Source organism: Mesorhizobium sp. C089B (assembly GCF_030323125.1).
In the GTDB taxonomy this organism is placed as follows: domain Bacteria; phylum Pseudomonadota; class Alphaproteobacteria; order Rhizobiales; family Rhizobiaceae; genus Mesorhizobium.
The window spans coordinates 4,906,687-4,923,709 of sequence record NZ_CP100469.1 but is presented as its reverse complement, the minus strand read 5'-3'; the positions used below and the strand labels follow the sequence as shown (position 1 = coordinate 4,923,709).

The window sequence follows — 17,023 nt, the reverse complement described above, 5'->3', positions numbered from 1 at the left end:
GGGTCCTTCCTGGAGGTAAACGGTGAGGGGCGGACTGCTCAGTTGACAGGATTGCTCCAGCGACAGAGCCGCCGCTGCAGGGTGACCAATGCCTGGTTGGCGATCAGGCCAAGCCCGGCGAGGATGACGATTGCCGCAAACATCAGCGGGATCTGGAAATTGTACTGCGCGTTCATCACCTGGAAGCCGATGCCCTTGTTGGCACCGATCATCTCGGACGCGATCAGCAGCAGCAGCGCCGTGGTGGCGCTCAGCCGCAAGCCGACGAAGATCGACGGCACGGCGCCCGGCAGTACGACGCGGCGAAACACGGTGAGCCGGCTCGCACCATAGACGCGCGCCATTTCAAGCAGCTTGGGATCGACTTCCTTGACGCCGCTGATGGTGTTGAGCAGCAGCGGAAACAGCGTCGCCCAGAAGATGACGAAGATCTTCGAGGTCTCGCCAAGTCCCAAGAGCAGGATGAACACCGGATAGAGCGCCAGCGCCGACGTCTGCCGGAACACCTGCAGGATCGGATCGAGCGCGGTTTCGACCGGGCGCACCTGGCCCATGAACAGGCCAAGCGGAATGGCAACGGCGACAGCCGCCGCAAAGGCGATGCCGGCGCGTTGCAGGCTGATGGCGATGTCGCCGAGCAGGCTGCCGCCGGCAAGCCCCTTCCAGAGTGCGACGACGATCATGTCGATCGGCGGCAGCACCGCCGCGTTGACCCAGCCGACGCTGCTCGCCACCTGCCAGAGCGCCAGGAAGCCGGCAAGCACGCCGTAGCGCTTCAGGAAGCGAACAGCCGCCTTGCTACCGAGGTTCAGGAAGTCGGTGCCGAGCCCAGTTTCGCCACCACTGCGGCGAACCGTGATCTGCCGATCGATGTGCTGCAGCGTCATTGCTTCACCCCTTCGATTGCCAAGGTCATTCGGCGGCAAGGACGGTCGAGCGGGCGACGGTCCATGGATTTTCCGGGCGCCTGAGGCCGAGATTCTCGCGCAGCGTGCGGCCTTCGTAGGCCGTGCGGAACAGGCCGCGCCGCTGCAGCTCGGGAATGACCAGGTCGACGAAATCGTCGAGCGCGCCGGGCAGCCAGGGCGGCAGGATGTTGAAGCCGTCGGCCGCCTCGCTGGTGAACCATTCCTCCAGCTGATCGGCGACCTGCGTGACGCTGCCGACGATGGTGTAGTGGCCGCGCGCCGTCGCTACCCATTGGTAAAGCTGGCGTATGGTGAAGTTGTGCTCGTCGGCGATCTGCCGGATCAGCGCCTGGCGGCTCTTCATGCCCTCGGTTTCCTTGCTCGGCGGCAACGGGCCGTCGAGCGGATAGCCCCTGATGTCGAGCGTCTGGCCGGCGAGCCCGTTGAGCAGGGCGACACCGTCCTCGGGCAGGATAAGGTCGTTAAGCTGTTGGTATTTGGCACGGGCCTCGTCCTCGGTGCGGCCGACGAAGGGCGCGACGCCCGGCATGATCAGCACCTGATCGGGATCGCGGCCGACTTCAGCCACGCGCGCCTTGATGTCGCGGTAGAATTCCTGCGCCGTCTCGAGCTTCTGATGGGCGGTGAAGATGACCTCGGCCGAGTGCGCGGCAAGCCCACGGCCGTCTTCCGACTGCCCCGCTTGTACGACAACCGGATGTCCTTGCACCGGGCGCGGCACGTTGAGCGGACCCTTGACGCTGAAATGCTCGCCCTTGTGGTCGATGTCGTGCAATCTGTCCTTGTCGTAGAAACGGCCCGACTGCTTGTCGCGGATGAAGGCGTCATCCTCCCAGCTGTCCCACAGCGCCTTGACCGTCTCGACATGCTCATGCGCCCTGGCATAGCGCTCGGCATGGCTGGGCTGGACGTCGCGGTTGAAATTGCGCGCCGTTTCGTCGCCGGCCGAGGTCACCACGTTCCAGCCGGCGCGGCCGTTCGACAACAGGTCGAGCGAAGCAAATTTGCGCGCCAGCGTGTAGGGCTCCTCATAGGTGGTGGAGGCCGTGGCGATGAAACCGATATGCGTCGTCAGCGGCGCCAGCGCCGCAAACAGCGTCACCGGCTCGAAGCCGGCGATCTTGGCGTTGCCGCCCTCGCGGGCGCCGAGGCCGACGGTCAGGTTGTCGGCCAGGAAATAGGCGTCGAACAGGCCGCGCTCGGCGGTCAGCGCCAGTTGCTTGTGGAACTCGAAATTGGTGGCGCCGTCGGCCGGCGCATCGGGATGACGCCAGGCGGCAATATGCTGTCCGCCGCCGGGCAGGAAGGCGCCGAGCTTGATCTGCCGCGGTTTGCTATCGGACTTGCTGGCTCGAGTCATTTGCAGGCGTCCTTCTGGTCTATGCGGGATGGAATATTGCGTCGCGGATCGTTGGTTTTCAGGCGGCAAGGACGACGCTGTAGGGCACGCCGGCCACCCGGCATGCCTCAGCGACCGCCTGCCGGGCTCGCGCCTTGACTGCCTCTGACACCAGCACGCCATCTGCAAAGTCCTTGTCCGAGGCGTAGATCGCGGTCGGCAGGGTCTGCGCCTCGAAGAAGCCGAACAACGGCCGCAACTGGTGTTCGACGACAAGCGAATGACGCTCGCCGCCGCCTGTTGCCGCCAGGATGATCGGCTTGCCGCGCAGCGACGACGGGTCGAGCAGGTCGAAGAAGTGCTTGAACAGCCCGGTGTAGCTGCCCTTGAAGGTCGGGGAGCCGACCACCAGCACGTCGGCGCCGAGCAGCTGCTCGATAATACCGCGCGCCGCCGGATCGAGATCGCCAAGCTGTCTTGCAGGCGCAAAGGACGGGCCGAGATCCTCGATGTCGAAAACGCTCAAAGCCGAGCCGGCCCGGCTCGCCACCTCACCGGCGATGTGGCTGACGAATGCCTTCGTCTTGGACGGACGGGTCAGGTTGCCGGACAACCCCACCACCAGCTTTTTTGACATCCGAGGCTCCTTCTCGCAAACGCACTATCCGCATTAAGCCTACCGATTTTGTAGAATTAAATGAGCGAGAAGATTTCAAAACCGGGCTCTGAAGCGAATGGAGTTTGCGGTACATCGCCTTTGGTTGGTTCATTTGGCCCCAAAAGCGCCGCGGCAGATGCTGACGCGGTCGCGCAGGGCATCGCCGGGGACCATGGCCTTGGTCCTTTGCGCACCGATGGGTATCGTCGCGAAACCGTCAAGGGCCGGCGGCATTGACACTGCGTTGTGTCAGTGTCGATTGAACCCGATCGCGTGGGCGACGAAGTAGGCAACTGCAATCAAAGAACAGGATACGCGCATGAAGAAGATCGGCTTTCTTTCCTTCGGCCATTGGTCGCCCTCGTTGCAATCGCAGACGCGCTCGGCGTCCGACGCGCTGCTGCAGTCGATCGACCTGGCCGTCGCCGCCGAGGAGCTGGGCGCGGACGGCGCCTATTTCCGCGTCCATCATTTTGCCCGCCAGCTCGCTTCGCCGTTTCCGCTTCTGGCCGCGGTCGGCGCCCGCACCAGCCGCATCGAGATCGGCACCGCCGTCATCGACATGCGCTATGAGAATCCGCTGTATATGGCCGAGGATGCGGGTGCTGCCGACCTGATCGCCGGTGGCCGGCTGCAGCTTGGCATCAGCCGCGGTTCGCCGGAGCAGGTGATCGACGGCTGGCGCTACTTCGGCTACGTGCCGCAGGACGGCAAAAGCGATGCCGACATGGCGCGCAACCATGCCGAGGTGTTTCTGGACGTGCTGCGCGGCGAAGGTTTCGCGCAACCCAATCCGCGGCCGATGTTCCCCAATCCTCCGGGAATGCTGCGGCTCGAGCCGTTCTCGGCCGGCCTACGCGACCGGATCTGGTGGGGCGCCGCTACCAACGCCACCGCCGAATGGGCGGGCAAGCTCGGCATGAACCTGCAAAGTTCGACGCTGAAGTTCGATGAGGGCGGCCAGCCGCTCCACATCCAGCAGGCCGAACAGATCCGCGCTTATCGTGCGGCGTGGAAGGAAGCCGGCCATACACGCGAGCCGCGCGTGTCGGTCAGCCGCAGCATCTTTGCGCTGGTGAACGACCGCGACCGCGCTTATTTCGGCGGCGGCAGCAGCGAAGATCATTTCGGCTATATCGAGCCTGAGAAGCTTGCCGTCTTCGGCCGCTCCTATGCCGCCGAGCCCGATGTGCTGGTCAAGCAGCTGAAAGAGGATGAAGCGATCGCCGAGGCCGACACGCTGCTTCTGACCGTCCCCAACCAGCTCGGCGTCGAGTACAACGCCCACGTCATCGAGGCGATCCTGAAGCACGTCGCGCCAGCTCTCGGCTGGCGCTGACAAGAGGCGCCAGCCGCCGGGCAAACAAAGAGATAGACCGTTTCGCCGGCAAACGGTGAAACGCTCTAAGGGAAGAGGCGGCTAGGCATCCGCCTTGAAGGTCTGCTTCTGCTGGCCGAGCCCCTCGATGCCCAGTTCCACCACATCGCCAGCCTTCAAGAACACCGGCGGCTTCATGCCCAGCCCAACGCCGGGTGGCGTGCCGGTGGAGATGATGTCGCCGGGGTGGAGCGACATGAACTGGCTGAGATAGGAAACGAGATAGGCGACGCCGTAGACCATGGTCCTGGTCGAGCCGTTCTGCATCGTCTTGCCGTTGACCGTCAGCCACATTTTGAGGTTCTGCGGATCGGCAACCTCGTCCTTGGTGACAAGCCACGGCCCGGTCGGACCAAACGTGTCGCAGCTCTTGCCCTTGGTCCACTGGCCCTGGCGCTCGGCCTGGAAGGCGCGCTCGGACACGTCATGGGCAACGGCATAGCCGGCGACATAATCCAGCGCATCGGCCTCGCTGACATATTTGGCTTTTCTGCCGATGACCACGGCGAGTTCAACCTCCCAGTCGGTCTTTTCCGAGCCGCGCGGGATCAGCACATCATCGTCGGGGCCGACAATGGCCGAGCTCGCCTTCATGAAGATGATCGGCTCCGGCGGCACGGTGGCGCCGGTTTCGGCGGCATGGTCGGAATAATTCAGGCCGATGCAGATGAACTTGCCCGTGCCGGCGACGCAGGCGCCGAGGCGCGGCTTGCCGGAAACCGCCGGCAGCGAGTTCGGATCGAGCTTCGACAATGTCTCGAGCGACGCCGGATCGAGCGCCTTGCCAGCAATGTCGGTGACATGACCCGAAAGATCGCGGATCGTTCCATCCGCATCGAGCAGGCCGGGGCGTTCGCTCCCTATCTCGCCATAGCGCAGCAGTTTCATCTTGCTCTCCAAATTGCGGCCCAAGGCCGTTTTCAAAACTCGCTCCGCCAAGCGATGACTGGGCGGACTCTGGCTATCGGACCCGACCTGGGGCAAGCCGGACTTTAGAACTGTTCGAGCCTGGACCTGCGGATCGAGGCTATTGCTCAGATCGACCAGCCGCCGTCGATATTATAGGCCTGGCCTGAGGTGTACGTGGCGCCGGCGAGGTAGACGGCAAGGTCGGCGATTTCCTCGGGCGTGCCGAGACGGCCCATCGGCTGGCGGGCAATGAAGGCCGCGCGGGCCGCCTCGTAATCGCCCTGCGCATGCATGCGGTCCTGCAGCGACGGGCTCTCGACGGTGCCGGGGCAGATGGCGTTGCAGCGAATGCCCTTGGCGACATAGTCCGCGGCAACCGCCTTGGTGAGACCGATCACGGCCGCCTTGGAGACGCCATAGGCGAAGCGGTTGGGCACGCCCTTGCCGGCGCCGGCGACGGACGACATGTTGATGATCGAGCCATCGCCGCGCTCCAGCATGCCGGGCAGTACCGCCCGAATGGTGCGGATCATGGCGCGGACATTGAGGTTGAAGGCGAAGTCGAGATCGGCATCCTTCATCTCGAGGATGGACCCGGAATGGACGAAGCCGGCGCAGTTGAACAGCACGTCGACGCGGCCGATTTCGGCGAAGCCGGATGCCACCGCATCGTCGTTGAGAACGTCGAGCTTGCGGGTCTTGATGCCGGAGGTCTTGGCGAGTTCGGCCAGCAGCGCCTCGTTGATGTCGGTGGCGTGCACGATGGCACCTGCCTTGGCGAAGGCCAATGCGCTCGCTCTGCCGATGCCTTGTGCCGCCGCGGTGACGACAACGACCTTGCCTGCTAGATCCGCCATGCGTTTCTCCTCGCCCTCTTTGGCCACTGCTCGGCCCGATTTACTGCCGGCTGACTGGGGCGTCCTGTGCCAGACAGGCGCGACTATGCGGCCTGCACAATCCATCAGTCCTTAAATAACAAATGTTTTTCTGGTTAAAGAACACATGTCCAAGCGTCAAGCCCGAACGCGATCACCTTCGCGACGGCTGATGTAATGCACATCGCTTGCTCTGATGCAACAACATGTATGACAACCGGACAACGAGTCACGCTGCCATGGTTCACTCAAGCACAGCGCGCTTCGGCGGCATTAGTCGCCGTATGGCACCCAGACGTTCTTCACTTCGACGGCGCGGCGCAGCAGGGCATCGCCGGCGGCCTCGTCGGACGCCCAGTCGAGGCTGCGGCCGTTGCCGGTCCAGACGCGCTTGAGATTGCCGATGGAATCGGCCTCCGCTTTGGCGCAAGTGTCGGCATCGGCAAACAGCCAGAGCCCGTCGACATCGTCATGCTTGGCCAGCACGCCGGCAAGCTCCGCCGTGCGGCCGGTGACGATGTTGATGGCGCCTGCCGGAACGTCGGAATATTCGATCACCTGGTAGAGATCGGTGGCGAGCAGCGGGTATTTTTCCGACGGCACGGCCACCACCGTGTTGCCCATGGCAAGCGCAGGTGCGATCAGGGAGATCAAGCCGAGCAGCGGCGCGCTGTCCGGGGCGACGATGCCGACGACGCCGACCGGCTCGTGCAAAGCGAGCGTGACGGCGCGGGCCGGTGGCTGATGCACCCTGCCCTCATACTTGTCGGCAAGGCCGGCATAGAGGAACAGGCGCTCGATCGATTGTTCCACTTCCTCCCGCGCGGCCTTGGCGTTGGCGCCGGTCAGTTCGGTCAAGCGTGCGGTAAACTCGCCGGCACGGCCGGACAGATTTTCGGCGAGATAATATAGCACCTGGGAGCGATTGTAGGCGGTCGCCTCCGGCCAGGCCTTGCAGGCGCGGGCGGCGGCAACGGCGTCGCGGATGTCCTTGCGGCTGCCGAGACCGACTTCGCCGGCGAGCTTGCCCTTGGCAGTGGCTATCGCCAGCGAATAATTGCCGTCGGGCCGCACCTGCTTGCCGCCGATGAACAGCTTTGCGGTACGATCGATGGCGCCGCCATCCGATTGCTCGACCGGCTGCGCCGAAGCCGCCGTCGGCTTGATCACCGGGCCGAGCGGCAGCTTTGCCGAGAGATACTCGAACATGCCCTCGCGCCCGCCCTCGCGGCCAAAGCCGCTTTCGCGATAGCCGCCGAAGCCGCAGGCGGCGTCGAACATGTTGGTGCCGTTGACCCAGACGACGCCGGCCTTCAGCTGCGGCGCGACATGCAGCGTGAGGTTGATGTTTTCGCTCCACACCGAGGCGGCCAGCCCATAGCGCGTGTTGTTGGCGAGTTCGACCGCTTCCTCGGTGTTGCGGAAGGTCATGGTGGCCAGAACCGGGCCGAACACCTCTTCCTGCGCCAATATATTTGCCGGCGAAACACCGGTGGCGAGCGTCGGCAGGTGGTAGTAGCCGGAAGACGGCAGCACCGCGTCGGGCTGCCAGCAGACGGCGCCCTGTCTGGCGCCTTCTGCGACCAGGCCCTTGACGCGGTCGAGCTGTGTGGCGTCGACCAGCGGTCCGATATCGGTGTTCTTGTCGAGCGGGCTGCCGACGCGAAGCCGGCTCATCCTGACCTTGACCTTTGCGATCAACGCGTCGGCAATGCCTTCCTGCACCAGAAGCCGCGAGCCTGCGCAGCAGACCTGGCCCTGGTTGAACCAGATGCCGTCGACCAGTCCTTCGACGGCGCTGTCGAGATCGGCGTCCTCGAAGACGATGAAGGCCGATTTGCCGCCAAGCTCCAATGACAGCTTCTTGCCCGATCCAGCCGTGGCTTTCCTGATGATCTTGCCGACCTCCGAAGAGCCGGTGAAGGCGATCTTCTGGATGCCGGGATGGTTGACGATGGCGACGCCCGCTTCCGGCCCGCCCTGGACGATGTTGACGACGCCCTTGGGCACGCCGGCACGCTCGCAGATCTCGGCAAACAGGATGGCGGTGAGCGGCGTGAACTCGGCCGGCTTCAGCACCACCGTGCAGCCGGCGGCGAGCGCCGGCGCAATCTTCCAGGCCAGCATCAGCAGCGGGAAATTCCATGGGATGATCTGGCCGACGACGCCGACACCCTTGTGGCCTGGGAAATCCTTGTCCAGCGCCTGCGCCCAGCCGGCATGATGGATGAAATGGCGGATGGCCAGCGGCACGTCGATGTCGCGGCTTTCGCGGATCGGCTTGCCGTTGTCGATTGACTCAAGCACTGCGAACAGGCGCTGATGACGCTGCATCGCGCGGCCAATGGCGTAAAGCACTTTTGCGCGCTGGTAGCCCGAGGATGCCGACCATTTCGGCAACGCCCTGGTGGCTGCGGCGACGGCTGCGTCGATATCGGCGGCGCCGGCATCGGAGATCTTGGCCAGCAGCTTGCCGGATGAGGGTTCGCTGGTCTCGAAGGTCTTGCCGCCGCCTGCTGCCTTCCAGCCGCCGTCGATGAACAGCGCCTTGCCGAAATCGCGTCCGGCAAGCCAGGCATCGGCCTCGGTGCGGGCTTCCGGCGCCGGGCCGTATTCCATGGCGTGATAGCGTTCGAGAATGTTCATGACGCGCTCCAGATAATCGTCTTGGCAGGCGCTCTGTGGCGCCCCCCTCTGTCCTGCCGGACATCTCCCCCACAAGGAGGGAGATTAGCCTTCGCGCCTGTCGGCTCTGAAACGTCGACAATTGGCGAAATCGCCGACGTTAGCCAATCTCCCCCCAAGTGGGGAGATGTCCGGCAGGACAGAGGGAGGCGCGAAGGAACACGACGTTCAAGGCCTTCATCCGCCTCACGCCATTGCGTGGCGGTGATTGGCCGAATAATGCCCGGTCAGATGATGCTCGAGCTGGCGCTCGATATCGGTGAGGAGGCTCGAGGCGCCGAAGCGGAACAGGTCTGGCTCCAGCCATGGCCGGCCGAGCTCCTCCTTAATCAGCACCAGCCAGTCGAGCGAAGCCTTGGCTGTAGAGATGCCGCCGGCCGGCTTGAAGCCGATGAGAAAACCGGTCTCCTCGAAATAGGCTCGGATGGCGCGCACCATGGCAAGGCCGACGGGCAGCGTGGCGTTGACGCTTTCCTTGCCGGTCGAGGTCTTGATGAAATCGGCGCCGGCCATCATCGCCACCATCGAGGCCAGCATGACATTGCGCAGCGTGGCGAGGTCGCCGGTGCCGAGAATGACCTTGAGATGCGCATCGCCGCAGGCTTCGCGCATCGAGACGATCTCGTTGTAGAGCTCCTGCCACTTGGCGCCGAAGACCAGGCCGCGCGGGATGACGACGTCGATCTCGTCCGCGCCGTCGCGCACCGATGCCTCGATCTCCTGCAGGCGGGTCGACAGCGGCGCAAGGCCGTGCGGGAAAGCGGTGGAGACGGCGGCGACATGGATGCCGGTGCCGCGCACGGCATCAACAGCCGTCGCGACGAATGGATGATAGACGCAGACCGCCGCCGGGCGGATTTTTTCGCCCTCGATGCCAAGCCCCTCGACGATGTCGCGGCGGAACGGGTTGATCGCCTTGGCGCACAGGCGGCGGACGCGCTCTTCGGTGTCGTTGGAATTCAGCGTCGTCAAATCCATGCAGGAGACGGCGCGCAGCAGCCATGCCGCCTGGTTGTCGGCCTTGATCGAACGACGCTTGGTCAGGCTGGCGACGCGGCGCTCCAGCGCCGAGCGATTGACCGAGCGCACCGATTCCATGAAGCCGAGATCGAGCCGCATGCCGGTGTTGCGGGCGATGCCATGCGATTGCGGAACGGGCGTGTTGGCTGCGGCACGCGCCGGCAGCGGCGTGACCTTGGATCCGCCGAGATCGGCTTCGCGGATTGTGCTGCTCATCTCCTGCCCTTTCGCTCGACGATTTTACGTCGTGGTGCGTGTCGTTGCTCCCGGACCGCACGGCGGCTTTAGGCGACGCACACCGAAGATAGCCCGTGAAGCATCGCTTCACGAGTCCTTCAAGCGGTCATAGCGGAAAAAGGCGGCGAAAGCAGCTGAATCTGACCGCATGGTCAAAATTCCAATCGAGAAGCAGGCGCCGAGGCGCCTGCTGATGTCAGCCGACGAAAGCGCGCTCGACGACGAAGGTCGAGGGATGGCTGAGCGAGCCCTCATGGAAGCCGAGGCTTTCGGCCATTTCCTTGACGTCCTTCAGCATATGCATCGAGCCGCAGATCATGATGCGGTCCGTCTCCGGATTGAGCTTCTCGATGCCGAGGTCGGCGTAGAACTTGCCCGAGCCGATCAGCGCCGTGATGCGGCCCATGCGCGCCGATTCTTCGCGGGTCGTCGAATTGTAGAGGGTGACGCGGCCGCCGGTCAGTTCGCCGATCAGGGGATCGTTCTCGAGCGCGGCCACCAGTTCCTGGCCATAGGTCAGTTCGGCATTGTCGCGGCAGGTGTGGGTCAGGATGACCTGATCGAATTTTCGTAGGTATCGGGGTCGCGCAGAAGGCTGGCGAAGGGCGCAATGCCGGTGCCGGTCGAGATCATGAACAGGCGCTTTGCCGGGGTCAGCGCGTCGACAACCAGCGTGCCGGTCGACTTCTGGCGCATGATGACGGTGTCGCCGACCTGGATCTTCTGCAGTTCGGAGGTCAGCGGACCATCCGGCACCTTGATCGAGAAGAATTCCAGCTCCTCGTCCCAGGCCGGGCTGGCGACCGAATAGGCGCGGTACACCGGCTTTTCGGCATTGGGCAGACCGATCATGACGAACTCGCCGGAGCGGAAGCGCAACGACTGCGGGCGGGTGATGCGGAACGAGAACAGGCGGTCGGTGTAATGCTTCACCGAGACGACGGTTTCGGCATAGACATTGGCCGGAATCGGGAACTGCAGCGGACGGGCGCCGGCGGTGTTGAGTGCGGATGTGGTGTTCATCGATCCAACTCTGTCTTGCCCAAGCCACTACGCGGGCGCCAAACCGTTTCCTGCGCGCCCAGACCCTTCAGGTCCCGGCGTGCCGTTCACACACTCCAAAGCAGTGAGCTCTTGTGTCCCAAATTTATTAGTATACAAACGATATTTGTGTCAAGATACCACGCTAAAACAGCTTTCCAAACTGCGGCATATTCGTAGTTCCGCCATTTCGGATTTCGACAATGAAAGAGAATTTTTCGGTGCAACAACCGGATTCCCTGGGTCACGTCGTTGCCGGCATAGATGTCGGCGGAACCTTCACCGACCTCATTTTGATCGACGGCAAAGATGGCGGAAAGGTGCATATCGCCAAGACGCCCACCACCGTCGACAACCAGGCTTTCGGCGTGGTTTCAGCGCTCGGCGCCACCGGCTTTGCCATAGACGGCATCGACCTCATCGTGCATGGCACGACCACCACCACCAATGCGGTTCTGGAACGCCGGCTGGCGAAAACCGGCATGATCACCACGCGCGGTTTTCGCGACGTGATCGAGCTTGGCCGCCGCACACGGCCGCAGCCCTACGGCATGACCGGAAGCTTCGTTCCGATCATCCCGCGCGATCTCCGGCTCGAAGTGTCGGAGCGCGTCGAGGCGTCGGGCGCGGTGCGCACGCCGCTCGACGAGGCCGAGATGCGCGACGCCGTGAAGACGCTGATCGGGGCCGGCTGCGAGTCCCTGGTCATCCATTTCCTGCATTCCTACGCCAACCCTTCGCATGAGCGGCGCGCGGCCGAAATCGCCGCCGAGCTTTGGCCGAACGGCTACATCACGACTGGCCATGCGCTGCTGTCGGAAGCCCGCGAATTCGAGCGCGGGGTGACCGCCGCGGTCAACGCCTCGGTGCAGCCGATCCTCGAGCGTTATGTCGAGCGGCTGCGCAAGGAATTGGCTGCCAAGGGCTATGCCCGCGACTTCCTGATCATGAACGGCAATGGCGGCATGATCTCGGCCCGTTTCGTCACCCGCGAATCGGCCAAGACCGTGATGTCCGGCCCGGCCTCCGGCGTCATCGCCGCCGCCTATACGGGCAAGCGCGCCGGCTTTGAAAACCTCGTCACCTACGACATGGGCGGCACCTCGACCGACGTGGCGCTGATCCGGAATGCGGAGCCCGCCGTCTCGAACGAGATCGAGATCGAATATGCGATGCCGATCCATGTGCCGATGGTGGCGGTGCATACGGTCGGTGCCGGCGGCGGCTCCATCGCCCGGGTCGATGCCGCCGGGCTGATCCAGATCGGCCCGGAAAGTGCCGGCGCCAATCCCGGCCCGATCTGCTACGGCCGCGGCGGCCTGGAGCCGACCATCACCGACGCCAATCTGGTGCTCGGGCGGCTGGCGCCGAAGAAGCTGCTGGCGGTCGAAAATCCGGTCACCGTCGAGCGCGTCACCGGCATCTTCGAAGACAGAATAGGCAAGGCCGCCGGCCTCTCCGGCGTCGAGGCGGCGGGCGCGGTGCTGCGCCTCGGCAACATGAAAATGGCCGGCGCCATCCGCATGGTCTCGGTGTCGCGCGGCCATGATCCGCGCGATTTCGCGCTGTTCGCCTTCGGTGGCGCCGGGCCGCTGCATGCCTCCGCGCTGGCGCGCGAACTCGGCCTGCCCCGTGTGCTGGTGCCGGCGCGTCCGGGCATCACCAATGCGCTCGGCTGCGTCGTGGCCGATCTGCGCCATGACTTCGTCAACACCATCAACCAGCCGGTCGCCGTGCTCGATGAAGCCAGGCTTCGCGAGGTGCTGGAACGTCACCGCGGGGAAGGCGAGGAACTGATCGGCAAGGAAGCGGTGAAGCCGGAAACGATCCGCGTTACGCACTCTGCCGACATGCAGTTTGTCGGCCAAACCCACATCATCAACGTGCCGTTGCCGTCCTCATCGGTGACAAGGCAAGAGTTGCAGGCGCTGTTCGAAAAAGCCTATTTCGCCCGCTTCAAGGTCGAGTTGCCGGAGATCCGCGCCAATCTGGTCAACCTCAACACGTCGGTGACGGGCGTGCGGCCGGCGATCGACCTGTCACGGCTGATCGACCCGGCCGGACGTACAAAGACGCTAGACGAGGCGCTGCGCGAAACAAGGCCTGTCTGGTACGCAGGGCGCTGGCACGATACGCCGATATACGCACGCGAAAAGTTGCCGCCCGATGCCATCATCGAAGGGCCGGCGATCCTCGAACAGATGGACGCCACCACCGTGCTCGAACCCGGCGACCGCGCAAGATCGGACGCCGACGGCAACATCATCATCGATATCGGCGAGGCCTGAGATGCAAAAGCTCGACGCCATCACGCTTTCGGTCCTGCAGGCAGCCTTGCAGCAGGTCTGCGACGAGATGGATCTTACTTTCTCCCGCGCTGCCTTCTCGCCTGTCATCGCCGAAGCAAATGACCGCTCCGACGGCATCTACTCCGCCGTCGACGGCTCGTTGATCGCACAAGGCAGCCAGGGCCTGCCGGTGTTCGTCGGCGTCATGCAGTATTCGACCAGGACTGTGATCGAGATGATCGCCAACGGCCGCTGCCTGCCGCCTGAGCCGGGCGACATCTATATCGTCAACGATCCTTATCTCGGCGGCACACATCTCATGGACGTGCGCTTCGCCATGCCGGCCTACCGCGACGGCAAGATATTTTGCTGGCTATCGAATACCGGCCACTGGCCCGATATCGGTGGCTCGGTGCCGGGCGGCTTCTCCGCCTCCGCCACAGCCGTCGAGCAGGAAGGCCTGCGGCTGCCGCCGGTCAAGCTGTTCAAGAAGGGCGTGCTCGACACCGAAATCTACGCCATCATCTGCTCCAACATCCGCGTCGCCGACCAGCGCATCGGCGATATAAGAGCGCAGGCCGCAGCACTGCTGATCGGTCAGGACCGGCTCAATGGAATCCTCGATCGTTACGGCGACGAAACTGTCGTCGGGGCGATCGCCGAACTGCGTCGCCGCGCCGCCGAGCAGATGCGCGCCAACATCTCCGCCATTCCCGACGGCACATACAGTTCGAAGGCCTTTGTCGACTCGGACGGTGTGGTCAACGAACCGCTGACCATCGCGCTCGCGGTCGAGAAGCAGGGCGACACGCTGACCTTCGATTTTACCGGCTCGTCAAAACCATGCGCGGGGCCGATGAACAGCGTGCTGGCGACGACATTGTCGTCGGTCTATCTCGCCATGCGCCATATTTTCCCTGATGTGCCGATCAGCGCCGGCGCTTTCGAGCCCCTGATCGTCAAGCGGCCGGAAGGCACGTTCCTCGACGCCAAATACCCGCGTCCCGTCTCCGGCTGTGCGGCTGAAGTCTCGCAGCGCATCGCCGAGGCGGTGTTCGCGGCGATGGTGCAGGCGCTGCCGGAAAAGGTAACGGCCGCGCCCGCCGGCTCCAGCGGCAATTTCGCGCTGGGCGGCAACGATCCGGCGCGCGGCCGCGACTATGTGATGTATCAGATCTCCGGCGGCGGCTATGGCGGCAATTCCGGCCATGACGGCCTGACCAATGGCTGCTCGACCATCGGCATTTCCAAATCACCGCCGGTCGAGATCATGGAGCAGGCGTTTCCTGTGCTCTACCGCCACTATGCCTTGCGCGAAGGCTCGGGCGGCGCCGGCAAGCAGCGCGGCGGCTTCGGCCTCGCCTATGAGGTCGAGATCTTGCGAGGCGAAGCGCGCGCGTCCTTCGTCATGGACCATGGCCGTTTCGGCCCGCAAGGCGCGCTCGGCGGCAAGGACGGCGCGGTGAACACGGTGACCGTGTTCCGCGACGGCGAGGCACATGTGCCGCCGCATCTATCCAAGGAGCAGGACATCGCGCTCAAGGCCGGCGACCGCGTGCGCGTCGGCACACCGGGCGGTGGCGGCTATGGCGATCCGCGTGAGCGCGACCCGAAACTGGTCGCCGAAGACATCAGGCTTGGTTACTACACCGATGAACAAGCCAAAGAGCTGTTCGGAACCTGACAGCCGACAGGCCCGAGCCGCGTCAGCTCTGCAGCTTGGCCTTCAGCGCATCGGCGAATTTCTGCGCGATCTTCTTGAAGCCGGCGGGATCGGGATGCAGTTCGTTGGCCCAGTCGGCCACCTTCAACGTTCCCTGCGTGTCGACCAGATGGAAATTGTTGTTGGGATCGTCAGCCAGGCGCTTCACCACATCGCGGAACGCCGCCAGCGCGTCGTGAACGATGACCGTGCCCTTGGCGACCGTCCAGTTGCAGAAATCGAGCGACGGTTTCAGCCACGGGCCGACACAGGACGGATGCGCTCCGTTCGGGATCGGAAAATCATAGCAATGGCCAAAGATCGGCACGCCTGGCGCGACGCGGTCGCGCAGCGCGAACAAATCGAGATAGCAGGCCTCGACCATGCCGAGCGCCTTGGTGAAGCGGTTCTTGTTCAGCCCGGGGGCGTGGCCGTCATTGAAGTCGAGGAAGATGCAGAACTGGTCGCCGGCAATGTCGTTGCCACCGGCAGAGAACAGGATGGCATCGGGCTTGCCGTCCAGCCAGTTGGCCTTGTTGCGCAGGGCGGCGATCATGCGCTGCTGCTTGGGCAGCGACATCTCGTCGGTCGCCGCATCGCCATGATGGGCAAGGTTGAGGATGGTCGGCGGCATCGAGCCGATGCGTCGCAGCTGCGCGATCACGTCGGTGTCGACGAACGGAAAGCCGTTACCGGTGAGCGGATAGTCGAACCAGGAATCGCCCTGCGCCAGCATCACCAGCGGCCGGTTGGCGACGGCCGCCTCGAGATTGCCGGCGCTTTCCCTTGCGGTTTCGAGCCGCTCGATGTTGGCTTGGTGAACCCTGATGCGCTTGGCGATGTCGTCGTCGATGCGCCGTTGCGCGGCTTCCTGCACGAATTCCTGCTGGTCCATCCCCAGGTCCCTCCCATGACCGCCTATGTCCGGCTGAGCATGCGCCGATGTCCATGATCGGTCTGTAATTTAGATCACAGTAAGATTCCTGGGGAAGGACGGCTTGCCGCGCCGTGATCGCCGCAGAGCATGTCGTTTCCGTCTCCGTGGAGTCTGCAAAAGACCATAGACTTCTATCCTTGTTTTCGCGCAATTCCGGACGGGAAACCGCCAACACCTTCCCTGGAATTGCTTAGTCAACGGAGATCAGGAACATGCGTCTTTTCGGTCGTTTCGTGCTTGCCGCTTCCGCCGCCCTGCTGCTTGGGACCGGTGCTGCCTCCGCCGAGAAACTCAGGATCGGGACCGAGGGCGCCTATCCGCCCTTCAACTATGCCAATTCGGACGGCACGCTGGGCGGCTTCGACATCGACCTCGGCAAGGCGCTGTGTGCCGAGATGAAGGCCGAGTGCGAATTCTCCGTACAGGATTTCGATGGTTCCATTCCGGCGCTGCAGGCCGGCAAGTTCGACGCCATCATCAACATCACCATCACGCCGGAACGGGCCGAGAAGGTCGAGTTCACCCACAAATATTACCAGACGCCGCCGGCCATCGCCGTGCCGAAGGATTCGACCATCGCCGGCACATCGCCGGACGATCTGAAGGGCAAGGTGCTGGGCGTGCAGAGCGCAACCATCCACCAGAATTTCGCCGAGCAGAAATACTCCGGCTCGACCGTGAAAGCCTATCCGACGGGCGACGACGCCCGAACCGACATGGCCAATGGCCGGCTCGACGCGATGATGGACGGCTCGATCATCCTGACCGAATGGCTGAAGAAGCCCGATGGCGCCTGCTGCAAATTGCTCGGCACGCTGACCGCCGATCCGGCCATTCACGGCCCCGGCGTCGGCATCGCCCTGCAAAAGGGCAACAAGGAACTGGCCGACAAGTTCAATGCCGCCATCGACGCCCTGCGTGCCAGCGGCAAGTACAAGGAAATCAACGACAAATACTTCTCGTTCGACGTCTACGGAAGTTAACCCCTTCACCGCTCCTACCTCGGCAGCGCCATCAGGCGCTGC

13 protein-coding genes and 1 pseudogene are annotated in these 17,023 nt (G+C 63.9%); 5 read left to right on the top strand and 9 right to left on the bottom strand.

Annotated features, from left to right (window positions below):
• Positions 1-38: 38 nt before the first annotated feature.
• From NLY44_RS24395 to msuE, 3 genes are read right to left on the bottom strand one after another with little or no spacing between them, the layout of a single operon-like run.
• Complete coding sequence (locus NLY44_RS24395) at positions 39-887, bottom strand: ABC transporter permease (RefSeq protein ID WP_023806227.1); 849 nt, start codon at positions 885-887, stop codon at positions 39-41.
• A gap of 25 nt (positions 888-912) precedes the next feature.
• A complete protein-coding gene (locus NLY44_RS24390; RefSeq protein WP_023806228.1) occupies positions 913-2,289 on the bottom strand; it encodes an LLM class flavin-dependent oxidoreductase in 1,377 nt (458 codons plus the stop codon).
• Between the two features lie 58 nt (positions 2,290-2,347).
• Positions 2,348-2,905, bottom strand: a complete 558-nt coding sequence (msuE, locus tag NLY44_RS24385) for an FMN reductase (RefSeq protein ID WP_023683545.1) — start codon at positions 2,903-2,905, stop codon at positions 2,348-2,350.
• Between the two features lie 60 nt (positions 2,906-2,965).
• On the opposite strand from msuE, the gene NLY44_RS24380 reads away from it, so the two are divergent.
• Entirely contained in the window at positions 2,966-3,163 is a 198-nt protein-coding gene (locus tag NLY44_RS24380) for a hypothetical protein (RefSeq protein ID WP_155923605.1), read from the top strand.
• A gap of 82 nt (positions 3,164-3,245) precedes the next feature.
• Positions 3,246-4,265: an LLM class flavin-dependent oxidoreductase gene (locus tag NLY44_RS24375; RefSeq protein ID WP_023806229.1), complete on the top strand. Its 1,020-nt coding sequence runs from the start codon at positions 3,246-3,248 to the stop codon at positions 4,263-4,265.
• Positions 4,266-4,346: 81 nt separating this feature from the next.
• On the opposite strand, the gene NLY44_RS24370 is transcribed toward NLY44_RS24375, so the two are convergent.
• The 5 genes and pseudogenes from NLY44_RS24370 to NLY44_RS24350 form a co-directional block, all read right to left on the bottom strand.
• Entirely contained in the window at positions 4,347-5,192 is an 846-nt protein-coding gene (locus NLY44_RS24370) for a fumarylacetoacetate hydrolase family protein (RefSeq protein WP_023693126.1), read from the bottom strand.
• Between the two features lie 146 nt (positions 5,193-5,338).
• On the bottom strand, positions 5,339-6,070 hold the full coding sequence (locus NLY44_RS24365) for an SDR family oxidoreductase (protein ID WP_023695912.1): 732 nt from the start codon (positions 6,068-6,070) through the stop codon (positions 5,339-5,341).
• Between the two features lie 291 nt (positions 6,071-6,361).
• A complete protein-coding gene (locus NLY44_RS24360; RefSeq protein ID WP_023806230.1) occupies positions 6,362-8,734 on the bottom strand; it encodes an aldehyde dehydrogenase family protein in 2,373 nt (790 codons plus the stop codon).
• Between the two features lie 225 nt (positions 8,735-8,959).
• Entirely contained in the window at positions 8,960-10,009 is a 1,050-nt protein-coding gene (deoC, locus tag NLY44_RS24355) for a deoxyribose-phosphate aldolase (protein ID WP_023806231.1), read from the bottom strand.
• Between the two features lie 217 nt (positions 10,010-10,226).
• Positions 10,227-11,053 (bottom strand): annotated as a pseudogene (locus NLY44_RS24350) (ferredoxin--NADP reductase).
• Positions 11,054-11,274: 221 nt separating this feature from the next.
• Between NLY44_RS24350 and NLY44_RS24345 the strand changes: the two are divergent.
• Together NLY44_RS24345 and NLY44_RS24340 are read left to right on the top strand one after the other, a co-directional pair.
• Positions 11,275-13,359 (top strand): hydantoinase/oxoprolinase family protein, encoded by a 2,085-nt coding sequence (locus NLY44_RS24345; RefSeq protein ID WP_286455532.1) that lies wholly within the window; start codon positions 11,275-11,277, stop codon positions 13,357-13,359.
• Position 13,360: 1 nt separating this feature from the next.
• Positions 13,361-15,043, top strand: a complete 1,683-nt coding sequence (locus NLY44_RS24340) for a hydantoinase B/oxoprolinase family protein (RefSeq protein WP_023806232.1) — start codon at positions 13,361-13,363, stop codon at positions 15,041-15,043.
• Positions 15,044-15,065: 22 nt separating this feature from the next.
• Here NLY44_RS24340 and NLY44_RS24335 read toward each other — a convergent pair whose 3' ends face one another.
• Positions 15,066-15,956 (bottom strand): SGNH/GDSL hydrolase family protein, encoded by an 891-nt coding sequence (locus NLY44_RS24335; RefSeq protein ID WP_023736891.1) that lies wholly within the window; start codon positions 15,954-15,956, stop codon positions 15,066-15,068.
• A 254-nt stretch (positions 15,957-16,210) separates the two neighbouring features.
• Here NLY44_RS24335 and NLY44_RS24330 point away from each other — a divergent pair, with 254 nt between their 5' ends.
• A complete protein-coding gene (locus NLY44_RS24330) occupies positions 16,211-16,981 on the top strand; it encodes an ABC transporter substrate-binding protein (RefSeq protein WP_023806233.1) in 771 nt (256 codons plus the stop codon).
• The last annotated feature ends 42 nt before the right edge of the window (positions 16,982-17,023 follow it).

Excerpts from the sequence above, each read along its gene's own strand:
- NLY44_RS24395 (WP_023806227.1), bottom strand. The coding sequence starts at position 887 with ATGACGCTGCAGCACATCGATCGGCAGATCACGGTTCGCCGCAGTGGT.
- NLY44_RS24390 (WP_023806228.1), bottom strand. The coding sequence starts at position 2,289 with ATGACTCGAGCCAGCAAGTCCGATAGCAAACCGCGGCAGATCAAGCTC.
- msuE (WP_023683545.1), bottom strand. The coding sequence starts at position 2,905 with ATGTCAAAAAAGCTGGTGGTGGGGTTGTCCGGCAACCTGACCCGTCCG.
- NLY44_RS24380 (WP_155923605.1), top strand. The coding sequence starts at position 2,966 with ATGAGCGAGAAGATTTCAAAACCGGGCTCTGAAGCGAATGGAGTTTGC.
- NLY44_RS24375 (WP_023806229.1), top strand. The coding sequence starts at position 3,246 with ATGAAGAAGATCGGCTTTCTTTCCTTCGGCCATTGGTCGCCCTCGTTG.
- NLY44_RS24370 (WP_023693126.1), bottom strand. The coding sequence starts at position 5,192 with ATGAAACTGCTGCGCTATGGCGAGATAGGGAGCGAACGCCCCGGCCTG.
- NLY44_RS24365 (WP_023695912.1), bottom strand. The coding sequence starts at position 6,070 with ATGGCGGATCTAGCAGGCAAGGTCGTTGTCGTCACCGCGGCGGCACAA.
- NLY44_RS24360 (WP_023806230.1), bottom strand. The coding sequence starts at position 8,734 with ATGAACATTCTCGAACGCTATCACGCCATGGAATACGGCCCGGCGCCG.
- deoC (WP_023806231.1), bottom strand. The coding sequence starts at position 10,009 with ATGAGCAGCACAATCCGCGAAGCCGATCTCGGCGGATCCAAGGTCACG.
- NLY44_RS24345 (WP_286455532.1), top strand. The coding sequence starts at position 11,275 with ATGAAAGAGAATTTTTCGGTGCAACAACCGGATTCCCTGGGTCACGTC.
- NLY44_RS24340 (WP_023806232.1), top strand. The coding sequence starts at position 13,361 with ATGCAAAAGCTCGACGCCATCACGCTTTCGGTCCTGCAGGCAGCCTTG.
- NLY44_RS24335 (WP_023736891.1), bottom strand. The coding sequence starts at position 15,956 with ATGGACCAGCAGGAATTCGTGCAGGAAGCCGCGCAACGGCGCATCGAC.
- NLY44_RS24330 (WP_023806233.1), top strand. The coding sequence starts at position 16,211 with ATGCGTCTTTTCGGTCGTTTCGTGCTTGCCGCTTCCGCCGCCCTGCTG.